We start from the raw sequence: 23179 nt of genomic DNA on the forward strand, positions 1-23179 counted from the left end.
TAGGGATTTATAATTTGAAATTTCTAATTTATTTAACTTTTGCTGCTGGGTTACCAAAAACAGTTTCATTCGAGCCAACCGTAGCTATTACTACTGATCCAGCGCCTACTCGGGCATTTTTACCAATCGTAACTCCAGACACAATAGTAGCTCCTGAGCCAATGAAAGCTCCTTCTTCTATTATCACATCGGAATTGATCACCGATCCAGCACCAATTTGGACGAAGTCGCCTAATTTAGCTTTATGTTCAATCACTGCCGCCGAATTGATAATACAGTGGCTTCCAATTTCAACCCCGGCTCCGATATTTACATTGGCATTGATGAAATTACCATGACCAATGATAGCGTCAGTGGAAATATAAGAACGCTGATGGATCGCATTCACCGGCTGCACCTTGCGACGATCATTCAACAATTCCACTAAGAATTTGCGGTATTTAGGATTTTCTTCGGCTACAAATGCTTCTGTCTTCTGACCGATTAACTTTAAGAAACCGTCATCCTCAGGATTGCCAAGAACTGAAACCGTATTGATCTCTGCTCCGTGGATTTTTTCGTCCTCATCCAAAAATCCATACACAACTACATTGTTACTGTTGAAAATCTCAAGTGCTGGATGTGCGATGCCTTTAGCACCAAAAATTATAACTGGTTTTTCCATAGTTTTCTGCAATTCAGGCTGCAAAAATACAGGAATTCACTGGCTTACCCAAAAATCATTTGGATTCTGATTTGATCAGCACTTGGGCAATTTTACACTGGAGGCATTTGTTTGGCTGGCAATAATTCTTGTACAGCCCTATCATTTCCCTGGGAATCAAAGGAATTCTGGGCCAGCCAGCCATACGATTGAAATCTTCGAATGATATGATTATTCTCCGCAGAAACCTCCTGTAAGAGATCGAAACAGCGCTCTTGCCAGTCTGGCTCTTCGAAATATCGTCCATAAGCAAACCATAGCGGAATTACATGATTGATCACCAAAGAGCTCTAAAGCTGAAGTGGAAATTCCGGAGCTTGTCTGCCTTTCTGAAGGTTTACCAAAACTATAATGATACTGCAAGTAATCGCTCGATTTCACTTTTAGCAATTTTTTAAAACCTGCGAAATACATGAGAACCCAGCATCACAGACTGAAGTAAATTTGGAGCCTTAGATAAAATCGCTGCTAACTGAGCGATTCTGAGTGTGGGGAAATTACTTGGACGCACTCCCATAAAGGTCCAATGTTGACGCTTCATTGGAGAATCCCATCCATACTTTTTACAAAAAAAATCATATTCACGAATCAAAAATTGTACATAGGGCTCTTCCGATTCTGAAGGAAGCAAACCTGATTGGCCTAACAATAAAGCTTCCAATACTGGCAATTGATCCCTGTGCTTTTGGAGAATTTTATAAGGTACCAACCTAGCTAATTCACTCATGGCTTCGTTATTCTTCTTAAAGCCAAAGCAGGTGAATAGCCATCGATAAGCTGTTTCTTCCCAATTGTCAGTTGTAGACTTAAGAATTTGCAGAATCAACGTAGATTTTTCTTGGAGTCTTTCTACCAAAGCTTTTTCTAGTGTAGAAAACCTGACAATTTCTGGAGCCTCACGTAACCCATGTGCACAAGGGAGGTCCGATTTGAAATCCAGCATCCGCTCATAATTTCTCCAGATATCCAAATAAATCAATCCTTTCAGCTCTAAAGTGGGCATTGCAGTTCCATCATTTCGAAGCACTTCAAGATCATCCTCCCAAACTACGTGTAACACTACGGAATTATAAGCTGGATTTCCACCATGGGAATGCTGCTTCCATTCGCTAGCCAATCTGTGCACCTCCACATGACCATGAAATATTACTCCTCCAATCACCACCACGGAATCATGGAAGTCCGGTCCTTCGCTCTGATTGTGAAATCCAACTTGGATTATTTTCAACTCATCGCCAGCTGTAGTATGTAGTTTCGCCTTTTCGAAGTATTGGTATTTCCAGACTAGCTGTAAAAAGTCTTCCTTAAAAGTCATAAAAGTATCGATTAAAAGTCAAGTGAATTTAACCAAAAACTAAAAAACAAAAAAGTCAGGAAACCCTGACTTTCAAAATATTAGCCGATGATATACTTAATTAAAGGTACTTCTCTAATAAAGTCTCCATTTCCTGTTGCAGCTTCAATGCCTCCCTTCTCGCTGCTATTCCGAAATCTTTTTCTCCGGAAGCATATATGATCCCTCTACTTGAGTTCACCAAAAGCCCACAAGTGGAATTCATGCCATACTTTGCAACATCCGCTAAGCTTCCGCCCTGGGCACCTACTCCAGGAACTAAAAAGAAATTTTCAGGAACAACCTTTCTGACCTCTCCGATTAGCTCTCCGCGTGTGGCGCCAACCACATACATGAGGTTTTCAGGAGTGCCCCATTCCTGACTTTTTTCCAAAACCGTTTGATATAAAGGTTTGCCATTTTCGTCTTTGATCAACTGGAAATCCATGGAACCCGCATTCGATGTCAAGGCCAAGAGAATTACCCATTTATCTTCAAACTCCAAAAATGGGGTCACGCTATCCGCTCCCATATAGGGTGCAACTGTCACCGAATCAAAGTCCATTTTCTCGAAGAATGCTTTGGCATAAAGCTTCGAAGTATTTCCAATATCACCTCGTTTTGCGTCTGCAATAGTGAAAATTTCCTCTGGGATAAGTTCATTTACCTTTTCAAGAGTCTCCCAACCCTTTGGCCCCAATGCTTCGAAAAAGGCAATATTCGGCTTATAGGCCACTGCATAGTCGGCAGTTTCTTCTATAATCTCCCTGCAAAAACTAAAAATAGGATCGGGCTCATGTTTCAGGTGTTTAGGAATTTTATGGATATCTGCATCAAGTCCTACGCACAAAAAGGATGATTTTTTCTGGATTTGGGAGAAAAGCTCTGCTCTGGTCATGGAGTTTGGGATTTTGGCAAAGGTAGGGAACGAAAATGGCTTAGAAAAGACATGAGAATCTTCTCAGAAAAGATGGTTGGAACAAAACTTACTTTACCCATTTAAATAGTTTGAACTAAACAGCGAATAAACTACTTTAGAATCTTAAACAAATTATTGATATGTTTAAAAGGCTTGACAAAAGATTTAAAGTACGGCTAATTGTAACCTTTATTTTCCTCTTGATCTTCGACTTCATGTATGCTTTGGTATTTCCTAGTTCGGAACCCATTTGGTTTCAGTTCATTGGTTCATTCTTTTCGTCAGGGGTTATAGTTATTGGGTTAGCACATTTTTTCAATAAATATGTTCAAAAATCAAACGGATGAATTATGAGGCATCAAATAAGAGAGTCACAAACCAAAAATTACTGGGGTTCAGAAAAAAGTATTTCTTGATTTTTATAGTTCTGGTTTTCTCCTTCCACTCAACTTCATATAGTCAAGTCCAAGGGTATAATCCTAACACCTCTATACCGACCTTCGAAATTTCCTATCTCATCATCAAGTAATCCGAATCATCTGACAAAGAATTTAGCTTTCCAAATACTACTATTTCCTCGTTTTTAGAAGAATTCCCAAATCCCGACAAGAATGAAGACTTCTATTATGAGATGGATGAAAAGATGGCGCGACTAATCACCTATGGGCAAAATGAATTCTATTTCCTAGGTGAAAAAATGGATGCATTCCACCTGAAAGATTCCAAATTCTCTATTGGAAATGGTAAAGATTTTATAAAAATAGGAGACTCTCATTCATCGGTATCAAAGCTATTTCCATCCTATGAACTGGAAATTGAAACAGATTATGAGACAAAAGAGAAATATGGAGTTATAAGAATAACTACATCGGATAAAGGATTGGTCTATGATGATGAAGACTCAATCATATTATTAGTCGATGTTAAGTCTGGTATTATTACAGAAATACGTAAGTGATTATATATTTCAATAAGTGTAATAGAGGTCTCCCTATCCTGTTCGTACTGCTTCTTCTCTTTTCGCATGATTCCAGCTCTCAAGATATTACAGGTTCTTGGCGATGGTTCGAATTTGAAGATAGAGCATTCACAATCCATCTATATAAGCCCGAGCTTGATGATGACGTTATGGGGTCATATGATTTCATAGGAGAACACTGCGGAGTGTATTATAATGGGGGCAGAATGGACTGTAGCTACGAGGAATATTCTACTTTCTCTAAACAGAATCTCCGAAAATGTATTCACAGGAACGATTCTAAGTGCATATTCTCTCGCTGTCAGCGAAATCAGAATAACCTACTTCCCCAGCAGTAAGGAAATAAGGTGGGAAGTAACAAAAGAGGGTGTGGGAAAAAACCATCTACCAAATTACTTTCCGCTCGATGTGATGATGGAGCAATAACAAAATTAAAGAAAGGCCTCAAAAGCCTCCCTTTATCTTTTTCATAAATCTTGCTAAACCTATAGCACTGGTATTTTCCCCTAACGGAAATTCATCCTTACCTGCATAGATGAAATAGCAATGGTCTGCTGATATATCCTCCACAGCATTCAGGAAGCCTTTTGAAAGCTTCGGGCTTAAGGTCCGCTTGATTTCTATCGCCCAAACTTCTCCGTTCAGACTCAATACCAAATCAAGTTCTGCTCCACCCGTTGTCCGATAAAAGCCATATTCAGCTCCTTTAGGCAAAACTGAAATAATATTTTCGATGATAAATCCTTCCCAACTTCCGCCTACCACAGGATGTCCTAGCAGATCATCCAGTTTGGTTAAGTTCAATAAAGCATGTGTAATTCCAGAATCCCTGATGTAGATTTTGGGGGACTTCACCAGTCGCTTGCCCGCATTCACTAGCCAAGGTCTGACAGAACGAATCAGCAGAAGATCTTCAAGCATTTCCACATAACTTTTCACAGTCGGAGAAGTCAAATCTAGACTTACACCAAGTTTGGATAGATTGATCAATTGTCCTTGCTGATGGGCGAGCATAGTCCAGAGTCGACGCAGACGGTTGGCAGGCACAAATTGCGCAATCTGCGGGATATCTCTTTCCAGATAGTTAGTGATGAAATTACCACGCCAAGTCATGCTTGATCTATCGGAACTCGCAAGAAAACTGTCGGGAAAACCTCCACGCATCCATAGTTTTTCTACATGCCTTCTATCGAATCCACTTCCATCACATTGAATCCGGGGAGTTCTTCATAGGCAATTCTGCCTGCCAGTGATTCGGAAGATTGCCGGATCAGGTCCAAAGAAGCGGAACCTAAAATCAGAAATTGGCAAGATCTAAAGCCTTTCTTTCTCCTTCGATCTATCACGCCTCGCAAAAGCGGAAAGAGGTCAGGCATGCGCAGGATCTCATCCAAAATTATCAAATGACCTTCATGCAGGTCAAAATATTGCTCTGGTTCAGCAAGCTTACTACGGTCTGAGGGACTTTCAAGATCGAGGTAAATAGACTGAGGATCGATGGTTTCCACGAGCTCTTGCACCAAGGTAGTTTTACCTACTTGCCGTGGACCCAGAATCGCTATAGCCGGAAAATCAGGCATCAATTCTTGCAGTTTCAAAAATAAATCTCGTACAATCATCCTTGCAAATTTAAAATTTGCAAGGATGAATTTTTATTATTTCATTGAAAAACAGATATTTAACTATTTATCATCAAAATTAATGGTAATCATAGATCCTGTAAGTGAAACCATCGCGGTAATCAAGAAAAAGATCAAACTGAAAGCGACTGCAATCGCCTCATCAATACCTGCATACGTATGCGCATAGACAAAAACTAATTCTCTAGCACCTACGCCACCGATAGTCAATGGCAGCACTGCGACTATAGAAGAAAGCAAGAAAACCAGTTGATAAGCTAAGAAATTCTCAGTTACGCCGAGGCTTTTCAGTATAAACCAAGCACATATCAATTGTGCTAACTGGCCAGCCATCGACCAGCAATTTGCTTTCCAAAAAGAGGGTAGAAATGCTTTGAAGAGTAACTTTTGCATCAGCCAAAAAGCTGGAAATACCAGCAAGGCAGCAATTACCACCAAGAGCTCCCAGGGAATTTGCGAAGCAAATGGCAAGGTCAAATCCACAGGAAGAACCAATGCCAACAGTAAAAACACAATCGCGACCAAACCTCCCAAACGATCCAGCAGCGAAGCTTGAACCAGTGGCTTTACGGGAGTTTGATAGTGTTTATTCAGTAAGTAAACTTTATACCCATCACCACCAATCCCGCCAGGTAGAAAGAGATTGTAGAACATACCGATGAGGTAAAGCTTGATATTGAGCATTTCGGAGATTTGCACACCGATATTTTTGAAGTAGAGATTGAGGCGAAAAGCTGTGAAAAGTTTACTCAGCACAAAAGTTAACACCGCAGGTATTAGCCACAGCCAGTTAATAGTTTTGGTGAGTTGCCAAAGCTGATCTGTGTCAATTTTTCGAAAAACTAGAAAGAGCGCCAATCCAGTTAGAACCAGCTTTAGGACAGTCGTTAATTTCTTTTTAAGGGAACTTTCTGTTTTCGCCAAAATCAATTGCTATTTGAAAACCTACTTAGCGCTGTCAATTCCTTGAGGCACTGCAATAACAGGCTCCAATACACCTTGATAGACAGACTTGATGGAATAGGTCGTCTTATCCTGAGACTCAAAATAAGTCCGAACAATGATCTCCGCAATAATTCCGGTGGTGATAAACTGAATACCTCCCAGCACTAAAATAAAACCAAGGATCATAATTGGTCTTCCCCAGATGTCTTCGCCCATTATTTTCAGAATGAGCAGATAAAAATTGATCAGCAAACCAATCAAAAACGCGATAATCCCTATCCCGCCAAATAAGTGAATTGGTCGCTGAAAATACTTTTGGAAAAATAACATCAGAATCAAATCCGACATCACTTTGAAGGTTCGGCTCAGGCCATATTTCGATTCGCCATGAATCCGTGGATGATGCTTCACATCCATTTCGGTCATTTTAGCTCCTTGTTGCTTCGCCAGAACAGGAATAAAACGGTGCAATTCTCCATACAACCCCATTCCCTGCGCAATCTCCGCTTTATACACACGAAGTGTACATCCGTAGTCTTTCAAGTAAACTTTGGTCGTATTCCGGATCACCCAGTTGGCGATCTTACTTGGGATTTTGCGAAGCACAAATCCATCTTTTCTATTCGCTCTACGGCCTGCTACCACATCCCATTCTTCATCGATTGCCTTTTGAAGCATCACAGGAATGTCGGTTGGATCATTTTGCAAATCCCCATCCATGGTGCAGATGTATTCACCAGCAGCCATGTCAATACCTGCTGCCAAAGCTGTGGTTTGGCCAAAATTCCTATTGAAAATAATCAGCTTAGTTCGGCTATTCGCATACTTTTTTACCTCAGCCACAGTCCTATCAGTTGATCCATCTTCAATCAAAATCACTTCATAATTGATGGACTCTAGCGCTGCATACGTTTGTTCTAAAAGCGGTTGGATATTATCCTCTTCGTTATAAACAGTGATTACTACGGAAATCTGTGGCTTGGACATGCGATAAAATTTTGTCAAAAATACGGTAAAATACTTCCTAGGACAAAAAAGCTAGGATTCGCTTTCGGAAGCCAACGAAAATTTGGCACTACAAAGTTCAATAGGATTATCTTTGCACCATGTCTTTAAAAGATTCCCAAATTAATCCATGGGTGGTCATGGCAGCATTTGCCGTCTTAGTTGGCCCGTTTGCACTGAGCTTCCACATGCATTTCCCTGACGAAATGTATTATACCGACGCTGCTGTGAAAATGCTCCAAAATGGAGATTACCTCACGACCTATTTAGGGAATGGGGAACTGCGTTTTCGTAAGCCAATTGGCACTTATTGGGTGGTGCTGGCCGGATTCAAGCTTTTTGGAGTTAGCGCACTGTCTTCAAGAATCTTCTTTTTACTCGCTGGAGCATTGACTGTAGGTGCCACGTATTGGCTTGCAAAGCTACTTTTTGAAGACAAAAAAACAGCTGGAATCTCTGCACTAATTATTGCCGCCAATCCTGTATTGATTTTATCCGCAACCCGCTCAATTCCGGATGTGCTACTCGGACTCACGATGACCGCGAGCGCAGTTGGTTTCGCTGGTTTAATCCGCTTTGGTGACCAAGCCCCCAAAAAATATCTTTGGATTCTTTACCTAAGTTTAGCGCTTGCATTTGAAATCAAAGGCCTGCCTGCTCTTGCTTTAGGGGGTCTGGGAGTGTTTTATCTACTTTTTAATCCATGGAAAAAAGTCTCATTTAAAACCTTTCTCCATTTTCCTTCCCTTGCATTAGCTATTTTCATTGCACTCTTCTGGTTTGTCGCCATGTGGCAAATACATGGCCCTACTTATTTAGACAGTTTTGTTGAAGATCAAGTAGGAGGTAGAGTTACTTCACGTTATTTGTTAATCCTGAAAAATGGGATGCTTGCAGTTGGGATTTTGATTGCCATATTTATTCCCTGGATTCTGCTGGTTCTTCCTAAAATCAAGGAAAGTACAAGAAAAGCATGGTCTGAGAATGCAGTTTTTTTCGGATTTGCAATTTTATGGGGCTTGGCAATTTTGGGAATGGGAGCGATGACGGCTAAGTTTTATGAGCGATATTTATTGCCCGTAGCTCCAGTATTAGCCGTATTGCTTGGGTGGCTACTTGTAAAAGGAGAATTTGAATTCAGGAAATTGGGTCTAAAAATCAGTACTTGGTTTTTCCTTTTCCTGTGTCTTATTGTTGGTGTTTTTGGCTTTTGGATAAACTTTCAATTAGGTAGTACAGCATGGGTTTATCTTCAGCTAGCAGCGGGATTCGCCATTTTGTCCTACCTCTTCATGCTGACTATTAGAAGCGAGAAACTTCCGAAAGCACTTTCTTATTCATTTCTATTGTTGTTTTTCCTCCTATCCACTGTCACTGCAAAAATATCTCTGCCAGAGCAAGGTGAGCAAATTGAAGCATTTGTAGCAGCTAATGACATAGATCCAAAAGGGGAAATCGGATTTATCGGAAATATCCACACCAGCAGTAAAATTAGGGTGTTTTTAGGACCTGATTATTACATGACTGATATATCCGGCGAGAAAAAACTCACCGATCAAGAGTTACTCCGTGAAGCTGCCCATTATACTTATTTAATAGTCGAGGATAAATTTTTAGAACTAATTCCAAAAAACCAGTACGAAATCTCTGTGGGTTCGGTCAACTGGAATTCCAAACAAATTCCTTTTCTCCTTCAAAATCTCAGCAACCCAGCCTTTGATTCATTGGTGAAGGAAAATGGGAAGATATACTATTGGCTGGAGAAAAGGTGAATTAATACGTATCTGGCAAATATGGATTAAACCGCTCTAGCTTTCTCCAAACCTGAATTGTCGCTACACGAAGTGATTCCTCTCGAAATGTAATTGGCAACTGCTCTTCATAAATCAATTCCTGAAAATCTGCAAATTCTCCTGAAGAATCATAATTCCAACTCACGAAAATCCCCACTTCATTTTTTCCTACAAACTGCTCCAAGCCTGGCCAAAGATCAAATTGATTCTTTCTTGCCCCCATGTTTAACATATACGTTTGTGGATGATCTGGAAGGTAAAAGGAAAGCTCGGAGGCCATGTGATAGGTTTCTGAAAAGATATACGCATCTTCAATACCCAAACTATCTCGTAATGTGACGAGTCTTTCGGCTAAAGGCTCGTAGCCTGCCATTCTTCTGAAAGCAGATTTCTCAGCCTTTTTGATAGGAGTAATACTTTTCATCAAAGTAAAATCAGGAAGCAGAAAAAACAGCGGTAAACCGATACTTAAGCCTACACCCCAATTCCTGATTCTCTGCCATCTCAGACTTTGCTCGCACACCCAAGCCGCCATCAGAATGGCCAAACTTCCGTAGGCAAATACCGGCCAATTCACTTCTATGGAAGTCAAGAAACTCAATCCTGCGAAAGCAGCCCAAGACATCAAAGCAGGTAAAAGCAAATAGACCTTTGCTCGGTCTTGGTTTTGAATCACTTTTCTAAAAGCTCCCACAAATAGAGGAAGAAGAAATATGGAAATCATCGCCAGTTGACCTCCTAGGTATTCGAAGAATTGCCCGAAAGACTTTCCTACATCAAAAGCTTTGGATTCACCGCCTCCACCACCGCTGAGGGCAGCCAAGTGCTTAAACGTGTCAAAGTCATTCTGCCAATTCCAGATCAAAGCAGGGATGAAACCTAATAAAGTGATTAACACAAAGAGAATATAATTCTGGCTCTGTGCCTTCCAGCTTTTGGTATAAATAAGATACAAAAGAAGAAATGGAAAGATCAGAATCATGACCATCTTAGCCATCAACCCAAATGCAGCAGCCAGCCCAGCCCAAATCCACCAGGATTTCTTCCCATCTTCCATACCTCGATAAGCCAGATAAATGCTCATCGCCCAGAAGAAGGTAAGGGAACTGTCAGTCATGTGAAAAGTAGAGGCAAGCCACCACATAGGCATAGCCTGAAGTATCATCGCAGCCCAAAATCCAACTTTAGCTGAATATAGATGTCGGCCAAATAGAAACGTCACCCAAGACATTCCTACACCACATAAAATCGCATTTATACGCACTCCCAGCTCAGTATTTCCCAGAAAACCTGTGCTAATGTAATTTAGAACAGCTACAAGCGGGGGCTTGGAATAATAATGCCAAGCCATATTCTGTGACCAGAGCCAGTATTGCGCCTCCTCAGTGAACAGGTCAATTTCTGGCCTTAGGGTAAATAGTATTTTAGCAACTACAAGCGAGAGTGAAATAACCCAGAAATAGATAGTATAGCTTGTAGACCTTTGCATTGAGTTTGGTTTGAATAAAAAAGGCATCTCCCATTACTGAGAGATGCCCCAAATTTAGCTAGGCTAGCTTATTACTGCTTAGCCAACACTACTTTTTCTTTGTGTTTTTTGATTTGACGTCTCAATCCTTCGATGGCATCATCAGAAGCCGCCTCGAATGAGTCAGATTGGCTTTTACTGAAAAATTGCTTTCCTGGTACATTCATCTTGATTTCTACAATTTTATTCGAGTTATTGTCGTTTTTGTCAAGCCTCAAAAAAACCTCTCCGTCTATGATTTGGTCATAGTAAGTATCCAGTTTGTCAGCTTTTTTCTGAATAAAGTCGATCAGTTTTCGATCAGCGTCAAAATGGATGGAGTGCATCTGCAGTTTCATATTCATTTGCATTTAGTGGTGAACAAATAGTTTATTTTATGCTTTCGGATGTGCCTGTTCAAACACAGCCTTAAGTTTTTCCATGGAATTGTGCGTGTACACCTGAGTGGCCGCAAGATTGGCATGACCTAGCAAATCTTTTACTGCGTTCAGGTCAGCACCTTTGTTGAGTAAATGGGTGGCAAAAGTATGTCGCAATACATGAGGACTGCGCTTGGATGTCTGCGCAAAAAGATCTAGGTAGTGCCTGACGATGCGAAAAATCATCATAGGGTAACTTTGCTTTTGTTGATTGCTGACAATAAAATAGTCACTTTGACCAACTTTAGAAAACCTTTCCTCAAATACTTTTTTATACAGCAAAATATTCTGTTTTAAGCCTTTTGTAATAGGAATTATTCTTTCCTTTTTTCTTTTTCCAAGTACCTTGACCGAATCATCGATGAGATTGACATCCGACCATTTTAATCCTATCAACTCTGAAAGCCTGACTCCGGTGAGGTAAAGAAATTCCATCACCATCTTGTCACGCTGCCCATCGAAATCCAGTTCGTAAACACTTTCGTCTAAAACGGCAAGAATCGTCTCTTCCTGTACAAACTCAGGAAGTTTCTTCGGGTTTTTAAGACCTTTTAACTTATACGTTGGATCGCTAGAAATGATCTGTGATCTGAGTAAAAACTTGTAATAAGACCTCAGAGTGGCGATTTTACGGTTTACCGAGGTAGTACTTAACCCGCTATCTACCAAGTCAATCACCCATGCCCGGAGCTCTGGATGCTGGGCTTCAGAAATTTCATTTATTTCGAAAGAAAGCGCCAAAAACTCCTCAAACTGGGTCAAATCCCGACGATATGCCTCTACTGTATGCGGACTGGCTTTTTTCTCAAACTCTAAATAATTGATGAAAGAATCGATCATATATCACGTAACTCGAAAGATAAGTTAGACGAAAAAATGTGAATTATCGCTGAGCAAAATCGTAAATGGTCATAAAAAAAACGCACCTGCCTGATGGCAAGTGCGTTTGATATTGGAAGTCAAAACTGATTACTTCGCTGCTTCTTCTTGAAGATGCTGCTTGTAAGCTGCTTTGATGACTTGTGCTCTTCTTACTACGGAAGGCTTAGTGAAAGCTTGTCTCGCACGAAGTTCACGGACTGCACCAGTCTTGTCAAACTTCTTTTTGAAACGCTTTAGCGCTTTCTCGATTGATTCGTTCTCTTTTACGTTAACTATGATCATATCTATACACCCCCTTTCGTGGGCACAAAGGTAGGGATAATATTCAGAATACAATATCTCCACTCGTAATAAACTCTTTTCTACCCCTTGATATATAGGGCGTTTTGCCTAATTTTATCCTAAATCTTACTAATTACGACGTGAACATCAGCACTTCCTTCAAAAGCTACCTACTAGCACTAGGCATTCTAACTATATTTTTCACTCAATCTACTTCAGCATTTTCTCAGGAAACCCCTGAGAAAATGGAATGGTTTGCTGATGCCAAATTGGGCATTTTCATTCATTGGGGCATTTATTCTGTGAATGGAATTGACGAGTCCTGGTCATTTTTCAATGATTACATTAGCTATGATGATTACATGAAACAGCTTTCAGGTTTTACTGCTTCCAAATATGATCCAGTTAAGTGGGCAAAGCTGATTAAATCCAGCGGTGCAAAATATGCTGTACTTACAGCCAAACATCACGATGGGGTGGCTCTTTGGGATACAAAAGCTTCTGATCTTTCTGTCGTGAAGAAAACTCCTGCCGGAAAAGATTTGGTAGGGCCATTGATGAATGCTTTGGAGAAAGAAGGAATTAAAAAAGGAATCTACTTTTCTGTATTGGATTGGTCACACCCAGATTACGACAGAAACACGAGAGAGACTTTTCGATACAAGAATGATCCAGAGAGATTCAGAAAGTTCACAGATTTCAACTTTGCTCAACTAAGTGAACTATCCGAACAATACAATCCAGATTTATATTGGTTTGATGGCGATTGGGAACATAAGCCAGAGGAATGGAAAAGTGCAGAGCTCAAAAAGAAACTGCAGAACTACAATCCAAATGTGATCATCAACTCCCGATTAGGTAAAGGCTTTGGTGACTACGACACCCCAGAGCAAGGAGTTCCAGTAACGAGACCGAGCAGTGAGTTCTGGGAATTATGTATGACTATGAACAACAGCTGGGGGTACCAAGGCAATGATGATCAGTACAAAAGTCCAAGTGAATTGCTTCGAATCTTTGTGGATTGCCTTCACATGGGCGGAAATCTCCTGATGGATTTCGGGCCAAAGCCAGATGGTACTATCCCAGAGGAAGCTGAAAACATTTTGAATGAATTTGGGCGCTGGACATCCAAGCATGAGTCAGCGGTCTATGACACTCAAGCGGGCATCCCAGATGGCCATGTATATGCTCCTACTACTCTTTCGAAGGATAAGACAATCCTTTATATCTATTTGGATTATAAGGTAAATGAGTCTCTAGCCATCAAAGGACTAAAAAATAAAATCCAACGGGTCTGGGTAGTAGGAAATGGTACTGAAACTCCAATCCAGGGAAGTGGGCAAAATGTACTGGAGCGCTGTCCCAGGAATGAAATACATTGACATTCCAGACAACGTCTATGACAAGGACATCACTGTTTTGGCGGTCTTGCTTGATGGTCCTGTGGATCTGTATCGGGAAAAAGGTCAGGTGATAGAGAGTAATTAAGATATTCTTTCCTGAAAGTTGAGTTCAATATTCATCATTCGATATTCTTAATTGGAAAATAAATCAACTACTTCGAGCTTTCTTTAAAATCTTCCTGACTAAGCAATAAACCAAAAAAGGTCTCCCATTTGCACAGGAGACCTTTTTCACTTTGATTTGATGAATTGCTTAAGCCACTACTTTCTCAGCTAGCAATACTATCACATTATCTTTTACTTCTACTACTCCGCCATCCACGATCATGGATTGCTTCCCTTCAGGAGTGGTAAAGGAAACAGTTCCCTTTGCCAAAGCCGAAACGATCGGAGCGTGATTATTCAGCACCTGAAATGATCCATTGGCGCCAGGGAAACTGGCTTCGGATACTTCACCCTGAAATACTTTTTTGTCCGGTGTGACGATTTCTAAATGCATGGAATTTTATATCATTTGGAGACTTCTCTTAGAAAAAGTGAAGCTCTCCGTTAAACTATTAAATGTTACAGGTTTTCGGTTATCAAAACTGACAACCGAAAACCGACAACTAAAATTTATCTAACTTCTGCCATCATTTTCTCCCCCTTAGCGATTGCATCTTCGATGCTACCTACCAAGTTGAAAGCTCCCTCAGGAAGATGATCCAACTCACCGTCCATGATCATGTTGAAGCCTTTGATGGTGTCTTTGATATCTACCAATACTCCCTTTAAGCCTGTAAATTGCTCTGCTACGAAGAATGGCTGAGATAAGAAACGCTGTACACGTCTCGCTCTGTGTACGACTTGCTTATCTTCTTCAGAAAGTTCTTCCATACCCAAAATCGCAATGATATCCTGCAATTCTTTGTAACGCTGAAGAATCTCTTTCACACGCTGTGCGCAATTGTAATGTTCGTCTCCAATAATGTCCGCAGACATGATTCTTGAAGAGGATTCCAAAGGATCCACAGCAGGATAAATTCCTAATTCTGCGATCTTACGCGAAAGTGACGTCGTAGCATCCAAGTGAGCGAAAGTCGTCGCTGGAGCCGGATCAGTTAAATCATCAGCAGGTACATATACAGCCTGAACAGAAGTAATAGAACCACGCTTTGTAGAAGTAATACGCTCCTGCATAGCTCCCATTTCTGTTGCCAAAGTTGGCTGGTAACCTACTGCAGATGGCATACGTCCAAGAAGTGCAGACACTTCAGAACCTGCCTGAGTAAATCGGAAGATGTTATCGATAAAGAATAGGATATCCTTACCAGCTCCTTCGCCGTCACCATCTCTATAATATTCTGCCAAAGTCAAACCTGTCAAGGCAACTCGTGCACGTGCCCCTGGAGGCTCATTCATCTGACCGAAAACGAAGGTTGCTTTAGAGTCTTCTAGTTTTTTCAAATCAACTTTAGAAAGATCCCATCCACCTTCTTCTTCAAGGCTGTGGATGAAGTCCTCACCGTAAGTAACGATGCCCTGACTCGATCATTTCTCTCAATAAGTCATTTCCTTCTCTTGTTCTTTCACCTACACCTGCAAATACAGATAGACCAGCATATGCCTTCGCAATGTTGTTGATCAATTCCTGAATCAATACAGTTTTACCAACACCAGCACCACCGAACAAACCAATCTTACCACCTTTTGCATACGGCTCGATCAAGTCAATTACTTTGATACCTGTGAAAAGTACTTCTGTAGCTGTAGAAAGATCCTCAAAACGAGGAGCAGATCTGTGGATAGGAAGTCTTTTACCAACTGGAATAGCAGGCAAACCATCGATAGGCTCTCCAACTACATTGAAAAGACGGCCTTTGATGCCCTCACCTGTTGGAACAGAAATAGGTTCACCAAGGTCTCTTACTTCCATGCCACGAACCATCCCTTCAGATGAGTCCATTGCAATAGTTCTCACTCGATCTTCACCCAAGTGCTGTTGAACTTCCATTACGACCACTTGGCCATTTTCTTTGGTAACTTCTACCGCGTCAAGGATGTTTGGCAGCTTGCCGCCTTCAAAGGAAACGTCCACTACGGGCCCGATCACTTGAGTTATCTTTCCAATATTTGCCATTTGATAATTGAAATGTAAAAAGGATGTGCTTTTTGAATTCGACCGCAAAATTAACCAATAATGCCTAAACCCAAAGGATATTTGGGAAATTAATATCCTAAACCCCCAATTTTTAATGACTTCCGTCTAAACACTCTTTTTGTTTAGCAGTCAACTATATAAACAAGAATGTAGCACATGTTTTCTTCTTTCTTACATTTTTGAATTCGAGAAATTTTTACCTAGTTCTTAGAATTCTTTATTTGGAATTAATCTAATTAAGATTACATTTGTTCTTTATCTAAACTTAATCTAAATAATGTTAACACGCTATCTACCTCTTATCCTTGTAGTTTTGGCTGCATGTCTCCGCTCCTTCGAAAGAGGAAGAAACAACCGCCGAGCGTAAGATCATTACTGCTGGCGGTACCATTACAGAAGTCGTGGATGCACGAGGATATGGCGATCTTATCATCGCAACCGACATAACCTCGACTTTCCCGGCATCCATGCAGGATCTTCCTTCCATTGGGTATAGAAACCAGATCAAAGCAGAAGGGATTCTTGCGCTAGGTCCTGATTTGGTGCTTATAGAAGAAGGTTACCTCAATCCTGATGCAGCGACTCAATTGAAAGCAGCTCAAGTTAATATTGAGGTTTTCACGAAACCAACTACAGTAGAAGGCACCAAGAAATTGGTCACGGAGTTGGCAACTTTCTTTGAGGAAGAGGATAAAGGAAAGGAAGTAAATGCCGCAATTGATGCTGATATAGCTGCACTGAACAGCTATTTGGAATCTGAGGAATCTAAGCCAAAAGCAATCTTCGTAATGGCCCGCGGCCCGGAGACAGTATTTATCGCTGGAGACAAAACCTTTGCAGCAGAAATGTTTGAATTGGCTGAGATCGAAGGAACAGCTACAGGCTTTGACGAATTCGCTCCTATGACTCCAGAATCCTTGGTGTCTATGAATCCAGAGTATTTGGTGTCTTCTTCGAATCAGGAATCCAAAGTGTAGGTGGAAAAGATGGCTTGGTAGCGATACAAGGAATAGATCAAACCACAGCTTTTAAAGAAAATCAAATCGTTGCTTTAGATGGCCAATACCTTTCCGAGTTTTGGACCAAGAGTGGGAAAAGCAGCATTGGAACTAGCCAAAGCCGTAAGGCAATAATTAAATAAGTATAAGATAAAGCTTAGAAAGTAAAGTTAAAATCAAGCATTGAAGCCGCTTCGGTCTCCCGTCTTCGGTCTTCCAGCCATATAAATAAATGATCACCGCATTGAATCATACTAATATCCAGAGTCAAAACCTCACCCTCCTCGGGTTTGGGTTTGTGTTGGTTTTGGTGGTGCTGGCTTCCCTTTCTTTGGGCGCCTTTAGCATTCCATTTCCTCAGACGCTTGCGATCTTATTTGACCAAATCGGTATTCAACTAGGAACTTTTGAAGTCCAACAAGCCAATGTGCTTCTCCAAATCCGCATGCCTCGTGTGCTGATGGCCATGCTGGTAGGAGGAGGGTTAGGAATAGCCGGCGCAGCATTGCAAGGCATGTTTAGAAATCCTTTGGTAGAACCAGGGTTGATCGGGGTAAGTACAGGATCCGCCTTATTTGCTGTGATTTTCATGGTATTGGTGCCTACAGTTTCCTCTTTGGCTTGGATCAAAACTCTCGGCTTGCCTCTTTTTGCATTTATTGGAGGTTTGATTTGTGTGACGGCTGTCTTATCAACTGTCAAAATCCCAAGGAAGAAACAGATGCTGCAACTTTAATTTTGGCGGGTGTAGCGATCAATGCATTGGCAGCAGCACTAATTGGTTTGGTGCTGTTCTTTGCAGATGATTCCGCTTTGCGAAGCTTCACTTTCTGGAGTTTAGGAGATCTGGGTGGTGCTACTTGGGGCAAAAGTCCCAGTAAGCCTGATGCTTATAGGTGTTCCATCAGTTCTACTATTATTTAATTCCAGACAATTGAATGCGCTAGCGTTAGGAGAGCAAGAAGCTTTCCACATGGGTGTAAACGTGCAGCAAGTCAAAATCCGACTGCTTATTTGTAGTGCTTTGGTCGTTGGAGTTGGAGTTTCCATGGTGGGAATGATCGGATTTGTAGGTTTGGTAGTACCGCATTTGATTCGAATTCTGTTTGGAGCGGATCATAGACTGGTGTTGCCTGGATCATTTCTTCTAGGTGCGATTTTGTTAAATTTTGCCGATCTCATCGCAAGAGTGATCGTAATTCCCGCCGAAATGCCTATAGGCGTGATCACCGCACTGATCGGTGCACCATTTTTTATCTGGCTTATTTTCAACCTGAATAAATCCAAAAACTAATGCTTCAAGCTTCACAAGTACATTTTTGCATTCGCCAAAGACCTATCGTAGATGAGGTTAGTTTGGAATTGAATCCAGGGAAATTCTAGCAGTGCTAGGCCCAAATGGCGCAGGAAAATCAACTTTTTTCAAAATCCTCTCTGGAGAGATCAAATGCAAACATGGTTCTGTGGGCTACAATGGCCACGATATTCATAAACTAAAAGCCCGTGATTTGGCTGCGGTGAGAGCTGTAATGCCTCAGCATACGCAAGTTAATTTTCCATTTACCGTGCAGGAAGTAGTGGAGCTTGGCCTGATCAGCACCAAAGTAAAGCAACCTGCAAAACTCATTCAAGAAGTTTTGGAAAAGCGACGAATACTTCCCACTTGAAGGATCAGGTTTTCAATCACCTTTCCGGCGGAAGAAAAAGCAGCGCGTGCAACTCGCAAGAGTACTGAAGTACAAATCTGGGAGACAAAGCCTTTTCCAAGGTATTTGCTCCTTGACGAACCAACTTCCAGCTTGGATATTGCGCAGCAGCATGCAGTATTGAAAATCCTTCAAACGCTGAAATCAAGAAATATTGGAATCTTGGTAATTCTTCATGAGCTGAACCTTGCGGCACAATACGCAGATAAAATTGCCTTACTGAAAAATGGCATGATCGCAAAAGCAGGAACGGTAAAAGAAGTATTAGAGGAAGAAATCCTAGAATACGTTTTTGATCACCCGATTCAATTAATTCAAAACCCTGTTACAGGTGGACTCCTCATATCAGCAACCGCACAGGCACAGGTACAAACATCCATACCCACATTTAAACAAGCGTAACAATGGAGTCTATTCAAGACTCCGCACAATCCCTGAAGCAAGCATGGGAGAATCTGAAAGAATCTGAGCCTCAACTTAGAATCCGTGATGCTGCCGCTAAACTTGGTGTGACTGAAGCTCAACTTTTAGCCACTGGAATCGGCGCAAACGTGATTCGTCTGACTGACAATTTTACCGAGCAACTGGAAGAATTCCCAAAACTAGGCCGCGTGATGTCATTGACAAGAAGCGAAGGCTGTGTATTGGAGCACAAGGGACCCTTTCAGAAAATTGAAATGCATGCTGCCGGACCGCACAAAATCGCTACTGTGATTGGCCCAATCGAGCAGCGAGTATTTTTCGCAGGTTGGAAATTTGGTTTTGCAGTGACTACCGAGACTCCTCGTGGCACTATGAAAAGCTTGCAATACTTCGACAAAGCTGGTGAAGCTGTAATGAAAGTCTATTTGCAGGAGAAATCAAATCCAGAAGCTTACGAGGAATTGGTAAATAATAATACAGCAGAAGACCAGTCTGCTGAGCTTGGAGCTGGAAGCTTTTCCAGCTCCGGAATATGTGTCCCGAGAAGAATTGGACTTCGAAGGATTTTCCAAAGATTGGGAAACGATGAAGGATACGCATGATTTCTTTGGTATGCTTCGCAAATACAAGCTAAACAGGCAAGATGCTGTGAAGTGGATTGACGACAAATGGGCGTATGAAGTGGACAGACTTTCTGCACGTAAAATCGTAGAAACTGCCGCTGAGACCAAGCTTCCTATCATGATTTTCGCTGGGAATAAAGGCAACATCCAAATCCACCAAGGTAAGGTGCAGACCATTCGCCAGATGGGTGATTGGCTCAATGTACTTGATCCTGATTTCAACATGCATTTGAATGAAAATGTGGTTGACAAGGCCTATGTAGTTCATAAAAACACGGAAGATGGGTTGGTATCTGCTGTTGAGCTTTTCGATAAAGCAGGCGAAATGGTCGCTCAGTTCTTCGGATTGAGAAAGCCGGGACTTCCTCAGAAACCTGAGTGGAAAGCTTTGGTAGATAGCCTTTAATACAAATTTCGGCGGGGAGGTAAAGCTTCCCGCCATCTCAAAAATTTTTATGCACATTCGTAGATTTGATCTAAATAAACACTTCATCGTTTTCTCTTTGCTATTCCTGGCGTATGCCAATTATAGCACAAGCTCAAGCTGTGTTGCAAGGAAAAGTGGTGGATTCCCATGGCAATGCGGTGTCTCATGCTACGATCTGGCTGGCAGACCTTAAGGGAGAGGTCGCCGACGAACAGGGTGTATTCTCACTTGCCCAATTGCCATCAGAAGGGAAACTCAAAATTTCAGCGGTGGGATTTGAGACGATCTGGGCAACTTGGCCGGCAGGAAAAACTACAGAAACATTCGTATTGACTTCCTCAGACTTCTGATTTGGAAACGGTTGGTGGTCATACAGGGAATTTTGTGCCTCAGTCTGCCAGGGCAGTCTGTCTATCAGGTGCGGACAATCGGTGCTGAAGTCATTAAAAATCGAGCACCAAGTAATATTCAGGAGGTTTTGAGCACGGAGCTGGGAATTCGCTTTTCGCAGGACAACGCCTTAGGCTCAAGCAATATGGAGCTGCTGGGTATGTCTGGCCAAAATGTGAAGATCTTAATCGACGGCATTCCGATGGTCGGTCGTCAGGGAACCTCCAATGAAATTAATATCAACCAGATCGATCAACCGGATCGAAGCGGGCGGAGATTGTTGAGGAACCATGTCCGTGGTTTACGGAGCAGATGCACTTGCTGGTGTAATCAATATTATCACCAAGTCAGACGGTCCAGAAAAATTTGATGTGAAAGCTCGGGTGCAGGAGCAAACAGTAGGGAATGAATACAGTCCTTTTGATGGAAAAGGCACTCATATAAGAAGTGTGACTGGAAGTTACCGCTTGAAAAACTGGGACTTTGGAGCTTCATTTTCTCAGAACAACTTCGGAGGTTGGAAAGGCGAAGAAACAGGCAGAGAATACGAATGGCTTCCTAAAGATCAGAATTTCCTAAACCTCAAAGCAGGTTGGGAACCTGAATCTCTAAATCTGGAATATCAGCTAGATTTCTTGGATGAGACTGTTTTTTCCTATGGGCCAGAAGCACGTTTGGAGATGCTGGATCAGGAATTCATCACTTCCCGCTGGATGCATAGGCTAGAAGCGGAAGATGGGATACCAATTCCAAATTTGGAGTTACCTGGACAAGGAGCATTTACAGATTATGCCCGAGAAAGCCAGACTTGGGTGACCAATGTGCGGACAGGTGAGCATTACCAATCCCAAGCTCCCGGAGCTAATTCTACCATCGATTACACTGGATTTAGCTGGAGAATGATCGGCGATTGGAAGCTTGCTGATAAATTCAATTTGCAACCTGAAATCCACCTGAATCTGGAACAAGGTTCTGGCGAGAGAATAGACGAGAATGAAGGAATTCAGGATTATGCAATTTTCCTTTCCGGAGAGTGGTCTCCAGTTTTACCGATTAAAATCAAACCGGGACTACGCAAAAGCTGGAATTCTGCTTACGCAAACACTAGCTTTGATTCCTTCATTGAACACAAAATTTGCTTTGAATGAAAACTTGGATCTGAGATTGGCCTATGCCAACGGATTCAGAGCTCCTTCTATCCGTGAGTTGTATTTCAACTTCTTTGACGCAAGTCACAGCATTACAGGCAATCCAGACCTAAAAGCGGAAACCTCCAATAGTTTCAGATGGATCATTGGATTGGAAAGCTCAAAGCTCAACCCAACCTGGAAAATTTCAACTGTGCTGGGCGCTTTTTACAATGATGTAAAAGACAGAATCGCTTACGGTGCAGAGATCCTAAGCGACATTCAGGTGACTACCTTGTTCAATGTGGAGCGATACAATGCGGCTGGTCTTACGCTGAACAATAGCCATCTCGTTCAAAAACCTGACTGCGAATGTTGGTGTTCTCCTACATCGGACGCTACAACCTACTTTCTGAAGTAGCAGACTATAGTTCCCGATATGAGCTGGACTCCAGAGGTGAATACAAATTTGACCTATCAGATTTTGCCATGGAGAACTACTGCGACGCTCTTCTACAAATGGACTGGAGCGCTGCCGGGCTATGAGAGAATCACTGATTCTGAGGGAAACCCTTCCGCAACTGAAAGAATGCTGGACGGCTACCACTGGATGGATATTTCTTTCAAAAAAGATTTTGGCAAACACATCTCTGTGAATGCCGGTAGCAAGAAATATCCTGAGCGTAAAGCAAATCAGTAGTACTTCCGGGTAGGTGGAGATGCCCATGGAGGTGGAACCGAAAGACCCGTAGGCTATGGAAAGACTCTTATTTCCTTGGCCTCACCTATCAATTAAATAAATAACTATTCCCCCAAATTTAAACACAATGCAACAGTATCGTTTTCTAACTCTTACAGCCTTAATGGCTGGCGTGACACTTTTCTCATCCTGCAGTGATGACGATCAACAGAGCCAGTAGTAGTACCGCCTACAGAATCAGGAATCATCGAAGTAGATGGTGGTGGAGCAGAATATCCAAATACAGCTTATATCCAGTTCCGAACTGGTACACAGACTGCGGTAGCAAGGGAATCTTGGGACTTGGCAATATTTGCCACAGGTTCTGGGTTCAAAGTTCTGATCAACGGGAACTACTGGTAGCGATGGCCATGGCTACTGGCGAAGACTGATATCAATGTGGTTTCTTCAGCTGATATGAGGTGCAGCTGACTCTGCAGCTTTGGTTTTAAGCTTTACAAATCTTGAAGGTATTCTACATGTAGACTGATCCTTCTATGCCACTTTCTAAGCCTGCAATTGCAGCCTGCTCAGCTCCAGCTCTGAAGCAAGTAATGAAGCTTTATATTCCTTCCCGAGGTGCTAGTGGTGTCGAAGCAAAGTCTCTTAAGAAAATGAGAATCACCTCAGAAATGGTGAAAGGTTATACGCTTCAGCATGCTGATGCCCACGCTGCTGATTCTTATCTCTGTGGACGTAGTCAAAGACAATGATCATAATTTTGTTCATTCCAGTTTTGAAAATGGAATTGTGGACGTGGAGCCAGCGAAAGATT

Annotated in this window: 32 protein-coding genes and 1 pseudogene; 19 read left to right on the forward strand and 14 right to left on the reverse strand. The window is 41.8% G+C overall.

The features are described from left to right. Window positions 1-28: 28 nt before the first annotated feature. The 4 genes from AC0L6R_RS15260 to pyrF all read right to left on the reverse strand — a co-directional run bounded on the left by AC0L6R_RS15260 (window position 29) and on the right by pyrF (window position 2934). Window positions 29-664 carry an acetyltransferase gene (locus AC0L6R_RS15260; RefSeq protein ID WP_283412231.1) on the reverse strand — a complete coding sequence of 212 codons (636 nt, stop codon included), beginning with the start codon at window positions 662-664 and terminating at the stop codon, window positions 29-31. A gap of 92 nt (window positions 665-756) precedes the next feature. Beyond that, window positions 757-984 (reverse strand): DUF2851 family protein, encoded by a 228-nt coding sequence (locus AC0L6R_RS15265; RefSeq protein WP_473271961.1) that lies wholly within the window; start codon window positions 982-984, stop codon window positions 757-759. A gap of 113 nt (window positions 985-1097) precedes the next feature. Further along, window positions 1098-2018 carry a DUF2851 family protein gene (locus AC0L6R_RS15270; RefSeq protein WP_473271962.1) on the reverse strand — a complete coding sequence of 307 codons (921 nt, stop codon included), beginning with the start codon at window positions 2016-2018 and terminating at the stop codon, window positions 1098-1100. Window positions 2019-2118: 100 nt separating this feature from the next. Beyond that, window positions 2119-2934: an orotidine-5'-phosphate decarboxylase gene (gene pyrF / locus AC0L6R_RS15275; RefSeq protein ID WP_473271963.1), complete on the reverse strand. Its 816-nt coding sequence runs from the start codon at window positions 2932-2934 to the stop codon at window positions 2119-2121. A gap of 664 nt (window positions 2935-3598) precedes the next feature. Between pyrF and AC0L6R_RS15280 the strand changes: the two genes are divergently transcribed. Then, window positions 3599-3913: a hypothetical protein gene (locus AC0L6R_RS15280; protein WP_473271964.1), complete on the forward strand. Its 315-nt coding sequence runs from the start codon at window positions 3599-3601 to the stop codon at window positions 3911-3913. Between the two features lie 216 nt (window positions 3914-4129). Next, on the forward strand, window positions 4130-4360 hold the full coding sequence (locus AC0L6R_RS15285; protein WP_473271965.1) for a hypothetical protein: 231 nt from the start codon (window positions 4130-4132) through the stop codon (window positions 4358-4360). A gap of 18 nt (window positions 4361-4378) precedes the next feature. Here AC0L6R_RS15285 and AC0L6R_RS15290 read toward each other — a convergent pair whose 3' ends face one another. The 4 genes from AC0L6R_RS15290 to AC0L6R_RS15305 all read right to left on the reverse strand — a co-directional run bounded on the left by AC0L6R_RS15290 (window position 4379) and on the right by AC0L6R_RS15305 (window position 7506). Continuing rightward, window positions 4379-5098, reverse strand: coding sequence for an ATP-binding protein (locus AC0L6R_RS15290; RefSeq protein WP_473271966.1), 720 nt, complete (start codon window positions 5096-5098; stop codon window positions 4379-4381). An 11-nt stretch (window positions 5099-5109) separates the two neighbouring features. Continuing rightward, window positions 5110-5553 carry an AAA family ATPase gene (locus AC0L6R_RS15295; protein ID WP_473271967.1) on the reverse strand — a complete coding sequence of 148 codons (444 nt, stop codon included), beginning with the start codon at window positions 5551-5553 and terminating at the stop codon, window positions 5110-5112. A 63-nt stretch (window positions 5554-5616) separates the two neighbouring features. Continuing rightward, a complete protein-coding gene (locus tag AC0L6R_RS15300) occupies window positions 5617-6498 on the reverse strand; it encodes a lysylphosphatidylglycerol synthase transmembrane domain-containing protein (protein ID WP_473271968.1) in 882 nt (293 codons plus the stop codon). Window positions 6499-6519: 21 nt separating this feature from the next. After that, on the reverse strand, window positions 6520-7506 hold the full coding sequence (locus AC0L6R_RS15305; RefSeq protein ID WP_473271969.1) for a glycosyltransferase family 2 protein: 987 nt from the start codon (window positions 7504-7506) through the stop codon (window positions 6520-6522). A 158-nt stretch (window positions 7507-7664) separates the two neighbouring features. On the opposite strand from AC0L6R_RS15305, the gene AC0L6R_RS15310 reads away from it, so the two are divergent. Continuing rightward, window positions 7665-9296, forward strand: a complete 1632-nt coding sequence (locus AC0L6R_RS15310; RefSeq protein ID WP_473271970.1) for an ArnT family glycosyltransferase — start codon at window positions 7665-7667, stop codon at window positions 9294-9296. A gap of 1 nt (window position 9297) precedes the next feature. Here the strand turns inward: AC0L6R_RS15310 and AC0L6R_RS15315 are convergent, their stop codons facing one another. The 4 genes from AC0L6R_RS15315 to rpsU form a co-directional block, all read right to left on the reverse strand. Then, window positions 9298-10806: an ArnT family glycosyltransferase gene (locus AC0L6R_RS15315; protein WP_473271971.1), complete on the reverse strand. Its 1509-nt coding sequence runs from the start codon at window positions 10804-10806 to the stop codon at window positions 9298-9300. Window positions 10807-10877: 71 nt separating this feature from the next. After that, a complete protein-coding gene (gene hpf, locus AC0L6R_RS15320; RefSeq protein ID WP_283412221.1) occupies window positions 10878-11183 on the reverse strand; it encodes a ribosome hibernation-promoting factor, HPF/YfiA family in 306 nt (101 codons plus the stop codon). 36 nt (window positions 11184-11219) lie between these two features. After that, entirely contained in the window at window positions 11220-12104 is an 885-nt protein-coding gene (locus tag AC0L6R_RS15325) for a tyrosine-type recombinase/integrase (RefSeq protein WP_283412220.1), read from the reverse strand. Window positions 12105-12233: 129 nt separating this feature from the next. After that, window positions 12234-12428: a 30S ribosomal protein S21 gene (rpsU, locus tag AC0L6R_RS15330; protein ID WP_091692504.1), complete on the reverse strand. Its 195-nt coding sequence runs from the start codon at window positions 12426-12428 to the stop codon at window positions 12234-12236. Between the two features lie 140 nt (window positions 12429-12568). On the opposite strand from rpsU, the gene AC0L6R_RS15335 reads away from it, so the two are divergent. Beyond that, a complete protein-coding gene (locus AC0L6R_RS15335) occupies window positions 12569-13810 on the forward strand; it encodes an alpha-L-fucosidase (RefSeq protein WP_473271972.1) in 1242 nt (413 codons plus the stop codon). 274 nt (window positions 13811-14084) lie between these two features. On the opposite strand, the gene atpC is transcribed toward AC0L6R_RS15335, so the two are convergent. Together atpC and atpD are read right to left on the reverse strand one after the other, a co-directional pair. Further along, entirely contained in the window at window positions 14085-14330 is a 246-nt protein-coding gene (gene atpC, locus AC0L6R_RS15340; RefSeq protein WP_057936785.1) for an ATP synthase F1 subunit epsilon, read from the reverse strand. 116 nt (window positions 14331-14446) lie between these two features. Further along, window positions 14447-15950: pseudogene (gene atpD / locus AC0L6R_RS15345) on the reverse strand (F0F1 ATP synthase subunit beta). Between the two features lie 392 nt (window positions 15951-16342). On the opposite strand from atpD, the gene AC0L6R_RS15350 reads away from it, so the two are divergent. The 15 genes from AC0L6R_RS15350 to AC0L6R_RS15420 all read left to right on the forward strand — a co-directional run bounded on the left by AC0L6R_RS15350 (window position 16343) and on the right by AC0L6R_RS15420 (window position 23117). Continuing rightward, window positions 16343-16948 carry a heme/hemin ABC transporter substrate-binding protein gene (locus AC0L6R_RS15350; protein WP_473271997.1) on the forward strand — a complete coding sequence of 202 codons (606 nt, stop codon included), beginning with the start codon at window positions 16343-16345 and terminating at the stop codon, window positions 16946-16948. A 253-nt stretch (window positions 16949-17201) separates the two neighbouring features. Next, a complete protein-coding gene (locus AC0L6R_RS15355) occupies window positions 17202-17705 on the forward strand; it encodes an iron chelate uptake ABC transporter family permease subunit (RefSeq protein ID WP_473271973.1) in 504 nt (167 codons plus the stop codon). 2 nt (window positions 17706-17707) lie between these two features. Further along, window positions 17708-17893 (forward strand): iron chelate uptake ABC transporter family permease subunit, encoded by a 186-nt coding sequence (locus tag AC0L6R_RS15360; RefSeq protein ID WP_473271974.1) that lies wholly within the window; start codon window positions 17708-17710, stop codon window positions 17891-17893. Then, on the forward strand, window positions 17856-18263 hold the full coding sequence (locus AC0L6R_RS15365) for a FecCD family ABC transporter permease (RefSeq protein WP_473271975.1): 408 nt from the start codon (window positions 17856-17858) through the stop codon (window positions 18261-18263). Before AC0L6R_RS15360 ends, AC0L6R_RS15365 begins: the two co-directional genes overlap by 38 nt. 91 nt (window positions 18264-18354) lie before the next feature. Further along, window positions 18355-18636: an ATP-binding cassette domain-containing protein gene (locus tag AC0L6R_RS15370; protein WP_473271976.1), complete on the forward strand. Its 282-nt coding sequence runs from the start codon at window positions 18355-18357 to the stop codon at window positions 18634-18636. 105 nt (window positions 18637-18741) lie between these two features. Then, on the forward strand, window positions 18742-19077 hold the full coding sequence (locus tag AC0L6R_RS15375; RefSeq protein WP_473271977.1) for an ATP-binding cassette domain-containing protein: 336 nt from the start codon (window positions 18742-18744) through the stop codon (window positions 19075-19077). A gap of 2 nt (window positions 19078-19079) precedes the next feature. After that, window positions 19080-19700 carry a ChuX/HutX family heme-like substrate-binding protein gene (locus tag AC0L6R_RS15380; protein WP_473271978.1) on the forward strand — a complete coding sequence of 207 codons (621 nt, stop codon included), beginning with the start codon at window positions 19080-19082 and terminating at the stop codon, window positions 19698-19700. Beyond that, on the forward strand, window positions 19684-20127 hold the full coding sequence (locus AC0L6R_RS15385) for a ChuX/HutX family heme-like substrate-binding protein (RefSeq protein WP_473271979.1): 444 nt from the start codon (window positions 19684-19686) through the stop codon (window positions 20125-20127). The genes AC0L6R_RS15380 and AC0L6R_RS15385 overlap by 17 nt, the downstream gene beginning before the upstream one ends. 113 nt (window positions 20128-20240) lie before the next feature. Beyond that, the gene (locus AC0L6R_RS15390; protein WP_473271980.1) at window positions 20241-20498 is read left to right on the forward strand and encodes a carboxypeptidase-like regulatory domain-containing protein; all 258 of its coding nucleotides are present in this window, start codon (window positions 20241-20243) and stop codon (window positions 20496-20498) included. Between the two features lie 68 nt (window positions 20499-20566). After that, window positions 20567-20908 carry a TonB-dependent receptor plug domain-containing protein gene (locus AC0L6R_RS15395; protein WP_473271998.1) on the forward strand — a complete coding sequence of 114 codons (342 nt, stop codon included), beginning with the start codon at window positions 20567-20569 and terminating at the stop codon, window positions 20906-20908. Then, window positions 20829-21686 (forward strand): TonB-dependent receptor, encoded by an 858-nt coding sequence (locus AC0L6R_RS15400; protein WP_473271981.1) that lies wholly within the window; start codon window positions 20829-20831, stop codon window positions 21684-21686. Before AC0L6R_RS15395 ends, AC0L6R_RS15400 begins: the two co-directional genes overlap by 80 nt. Beyond that, window positions 21661-22086, forward strand: coding sequence for a TonB-dependent receptor domain-containing protein (locus AC0L6R_RS15405; RefSeq protein WP_473271982.1), 426 nt, complete (start codon window positions 21661-21663; stop codon window positions 22084-22086). Before AC0L6R_RS15400 ends, AC0L6R_RS15405 begins: the two co-directional genes overlap by 26 nt. 18 nt (window positions 22087-22104) lie before the next feature. Continuing rightward, window positions 22105-22365, forward strand: a complete 261-nt coding sequence (locus AC0L6R_RS15410) for a hypothetical protein (protein WP_473271983.1) — start codon at window positions 22105-22107, stop codon at window positions 22363-22365. 197 nt (window positions 22366-22562) lie between these two features. Then, on the forward strand, window positions 22563-22796 hold the full coding sequence (locus tag AC0L6R_RS15415) for a hypothetical protein (RefSeq protein WP_473271984.1): 234 nt from the start codon (window positions 22563-22565) through the stop codon (window positions 22794-22796). Window positions 22797-22901: 105 nt separating this feature from the next. Next, window positions 22902-23117, forward strand: coding sequence for a hypothetical protein (locus AC0L6R_RS15420; protein WP_473271985.1), 216 nt, complete (start codon window positions 22902-22904; stop codon window positions 23115-23117). The last annotated feature ends 62 nt before the right edge of the window (window positions 23118-23179 follow it).

This window comes from Algoriphagus sp. 10J20-15 (genome assembly GCF_055809615.1).

Coding starts and splice junctions, on each gene's coding strand:
- AC0L6R_RS15315 (WP_473271971.1), bottom strand. CDS start 10,806: ATGCAAAGGTCTACAAGCTATACTATCTATTTCTGGGTTATTTCACTC.
- atpC (WP_057936785.1), bottom strand. CDS start 14,330: ATGCATTTAGAAATCGTCACACCGGACAAAAAAGTATTTCAGGGTGAA.
- AC0L6R_RS15310 (WP_473271970.1), top strand. CDS start 7,665: ATGGCAGCATTTGCCGTCTTAGTTGGCCCGTTTGCACTGAGCTTCCAC.
- AC0L6R_RS15420 (WP_473271985.1), top strand. CDS start 22,902: ATGCCACTTTCTAAGCCTGCAATTGCAGCCTGCTCAGCTCCAGCTCTG.
- AC0L6R_RS15290 (WP_473271966.1), bottom strand. CDS start 5,098: ATGCGTGGAGGTTTTCCCGACAGTTTTCTTGCGAGTTCCGATAGATCA.
- AC0L6R_RS15410 (WP_473271983.1), top strand. CDS start 22,105: ATGAGCTGGACTCCAGAGGTGAATACAAATTTGACCTATCAGATTTTG.
- AC0L6R_RS15280 (WP_473271964.1), top strand. CDS start 3,599: ATGGCGCGACTAATCACCTATGGGCAAAATGAATTCTATTTCCTAGGT.
- AC0L6R_RS15295 (WP_473271967.1), bottom strand. CDS start 5,553: ATGATTGTACGAGATTTATTTTTGAAACTGCAAGAATTGATGCCTGAT.
- AC0L6R_RS15285 (WP_473271965.1), top strand. CDS start 4,130: ATGGGGGCAGAATGGACTGTAGCTACGAGGAATATTCTACTTTCTCTA.
- AC0L6R_RS15415 (WP_473271984.1), top strand. CDS start 22,563: ATGACGATCAACAGAGCCAGTAGTAGTACCGCCTACAGAATCAGGAAT.
- AC0L6R_RS15385 (WP_473271979.1), top strand. CDS start 19,684: ATGAAGGATACGCATGATTTCTTTGGTATGCTTCGCAAATACAAGCTA.
- pyrF (WP_473271963.1), bottom strand. CDS start 2,934: ATGACCAGAGCAGAGCTTTTCTCCCAAATCCAGAAAAAATCATCCTTT.
- AC0L6R_RS15305 (WP_473271969.1), bottom strand. CDS start 7,506: ATGTCCAAGCCACAGATTTCCGTAGTAATCACTGTTTATAACGAAGAG.
- AC0L6R_RS15365 (WP_473271975.1), top strand. CDS start 17,856: ATGCTTATAGGTGTTCCATCAGTTCTACTATTATTTAATTCCAGACAA.
- AC0L6R_RS15400 (WP_473271981.1), top strand. CDS start 20,829: ATGTCCGTGGTTTACGGAGCAGATGCACTTGCTGGTGTAATCAATATT.
- hpf (WP_283412221.1), bottom strand. CDS start 11,183: ATGAAACTGCAGATGCACTCCATCCATTTTGACGCTGATCGAAAACTG.
- AC0L6R_RS15390 (WP_473271980.1), top strand. CDS start 20,241: ATGCCAATTATAGCACAAGCTCAAGCTGTGTTGCAAGGAAAAGTGGTG.
- AC0L6R_RS15260 (WP_283412231.1), bottom strand. CDS start 664: ATGGAAAAACCAGTTATAATTTTTGGTGCTAAAGGCATCGCACATCCA.
- AC0L6R_RS15380 (WP_473271978.1), top strand. CDS start 19,080: ATGGAGTCTATTCAAGACTCCGCACAATCCCTGAAGCAAGCATGGGAG.
- AC0L6R_RS15270 (WP_473271962.1), bottom strand. CDS start 2,018: ATGACTTTTAAGGAAGACTTTTTACAGCTAGTCTGGAAATACCAATAC.
- rpsU (WP_091692504.1), bottom strand. CDS start 12,428: ATGATCATAGTTAACGTAAAAGAGAACGAATCAATCGAGAAAGCGCTA.
- AC0L6R_RS15355 (WP_473271973.1), top strand. CDS start 17,202: ATGATCACCGCATTGAATCATACTAATATCCAGAGTCAAAACCTCACC.
- AC0L6R_RS15325 (WP_283412220.1), bottom strand. CDS start 12,104: ATGATCGATTCTTTCATCAATTATTTAGAGTTTGAGAAAAAAGCCAGT.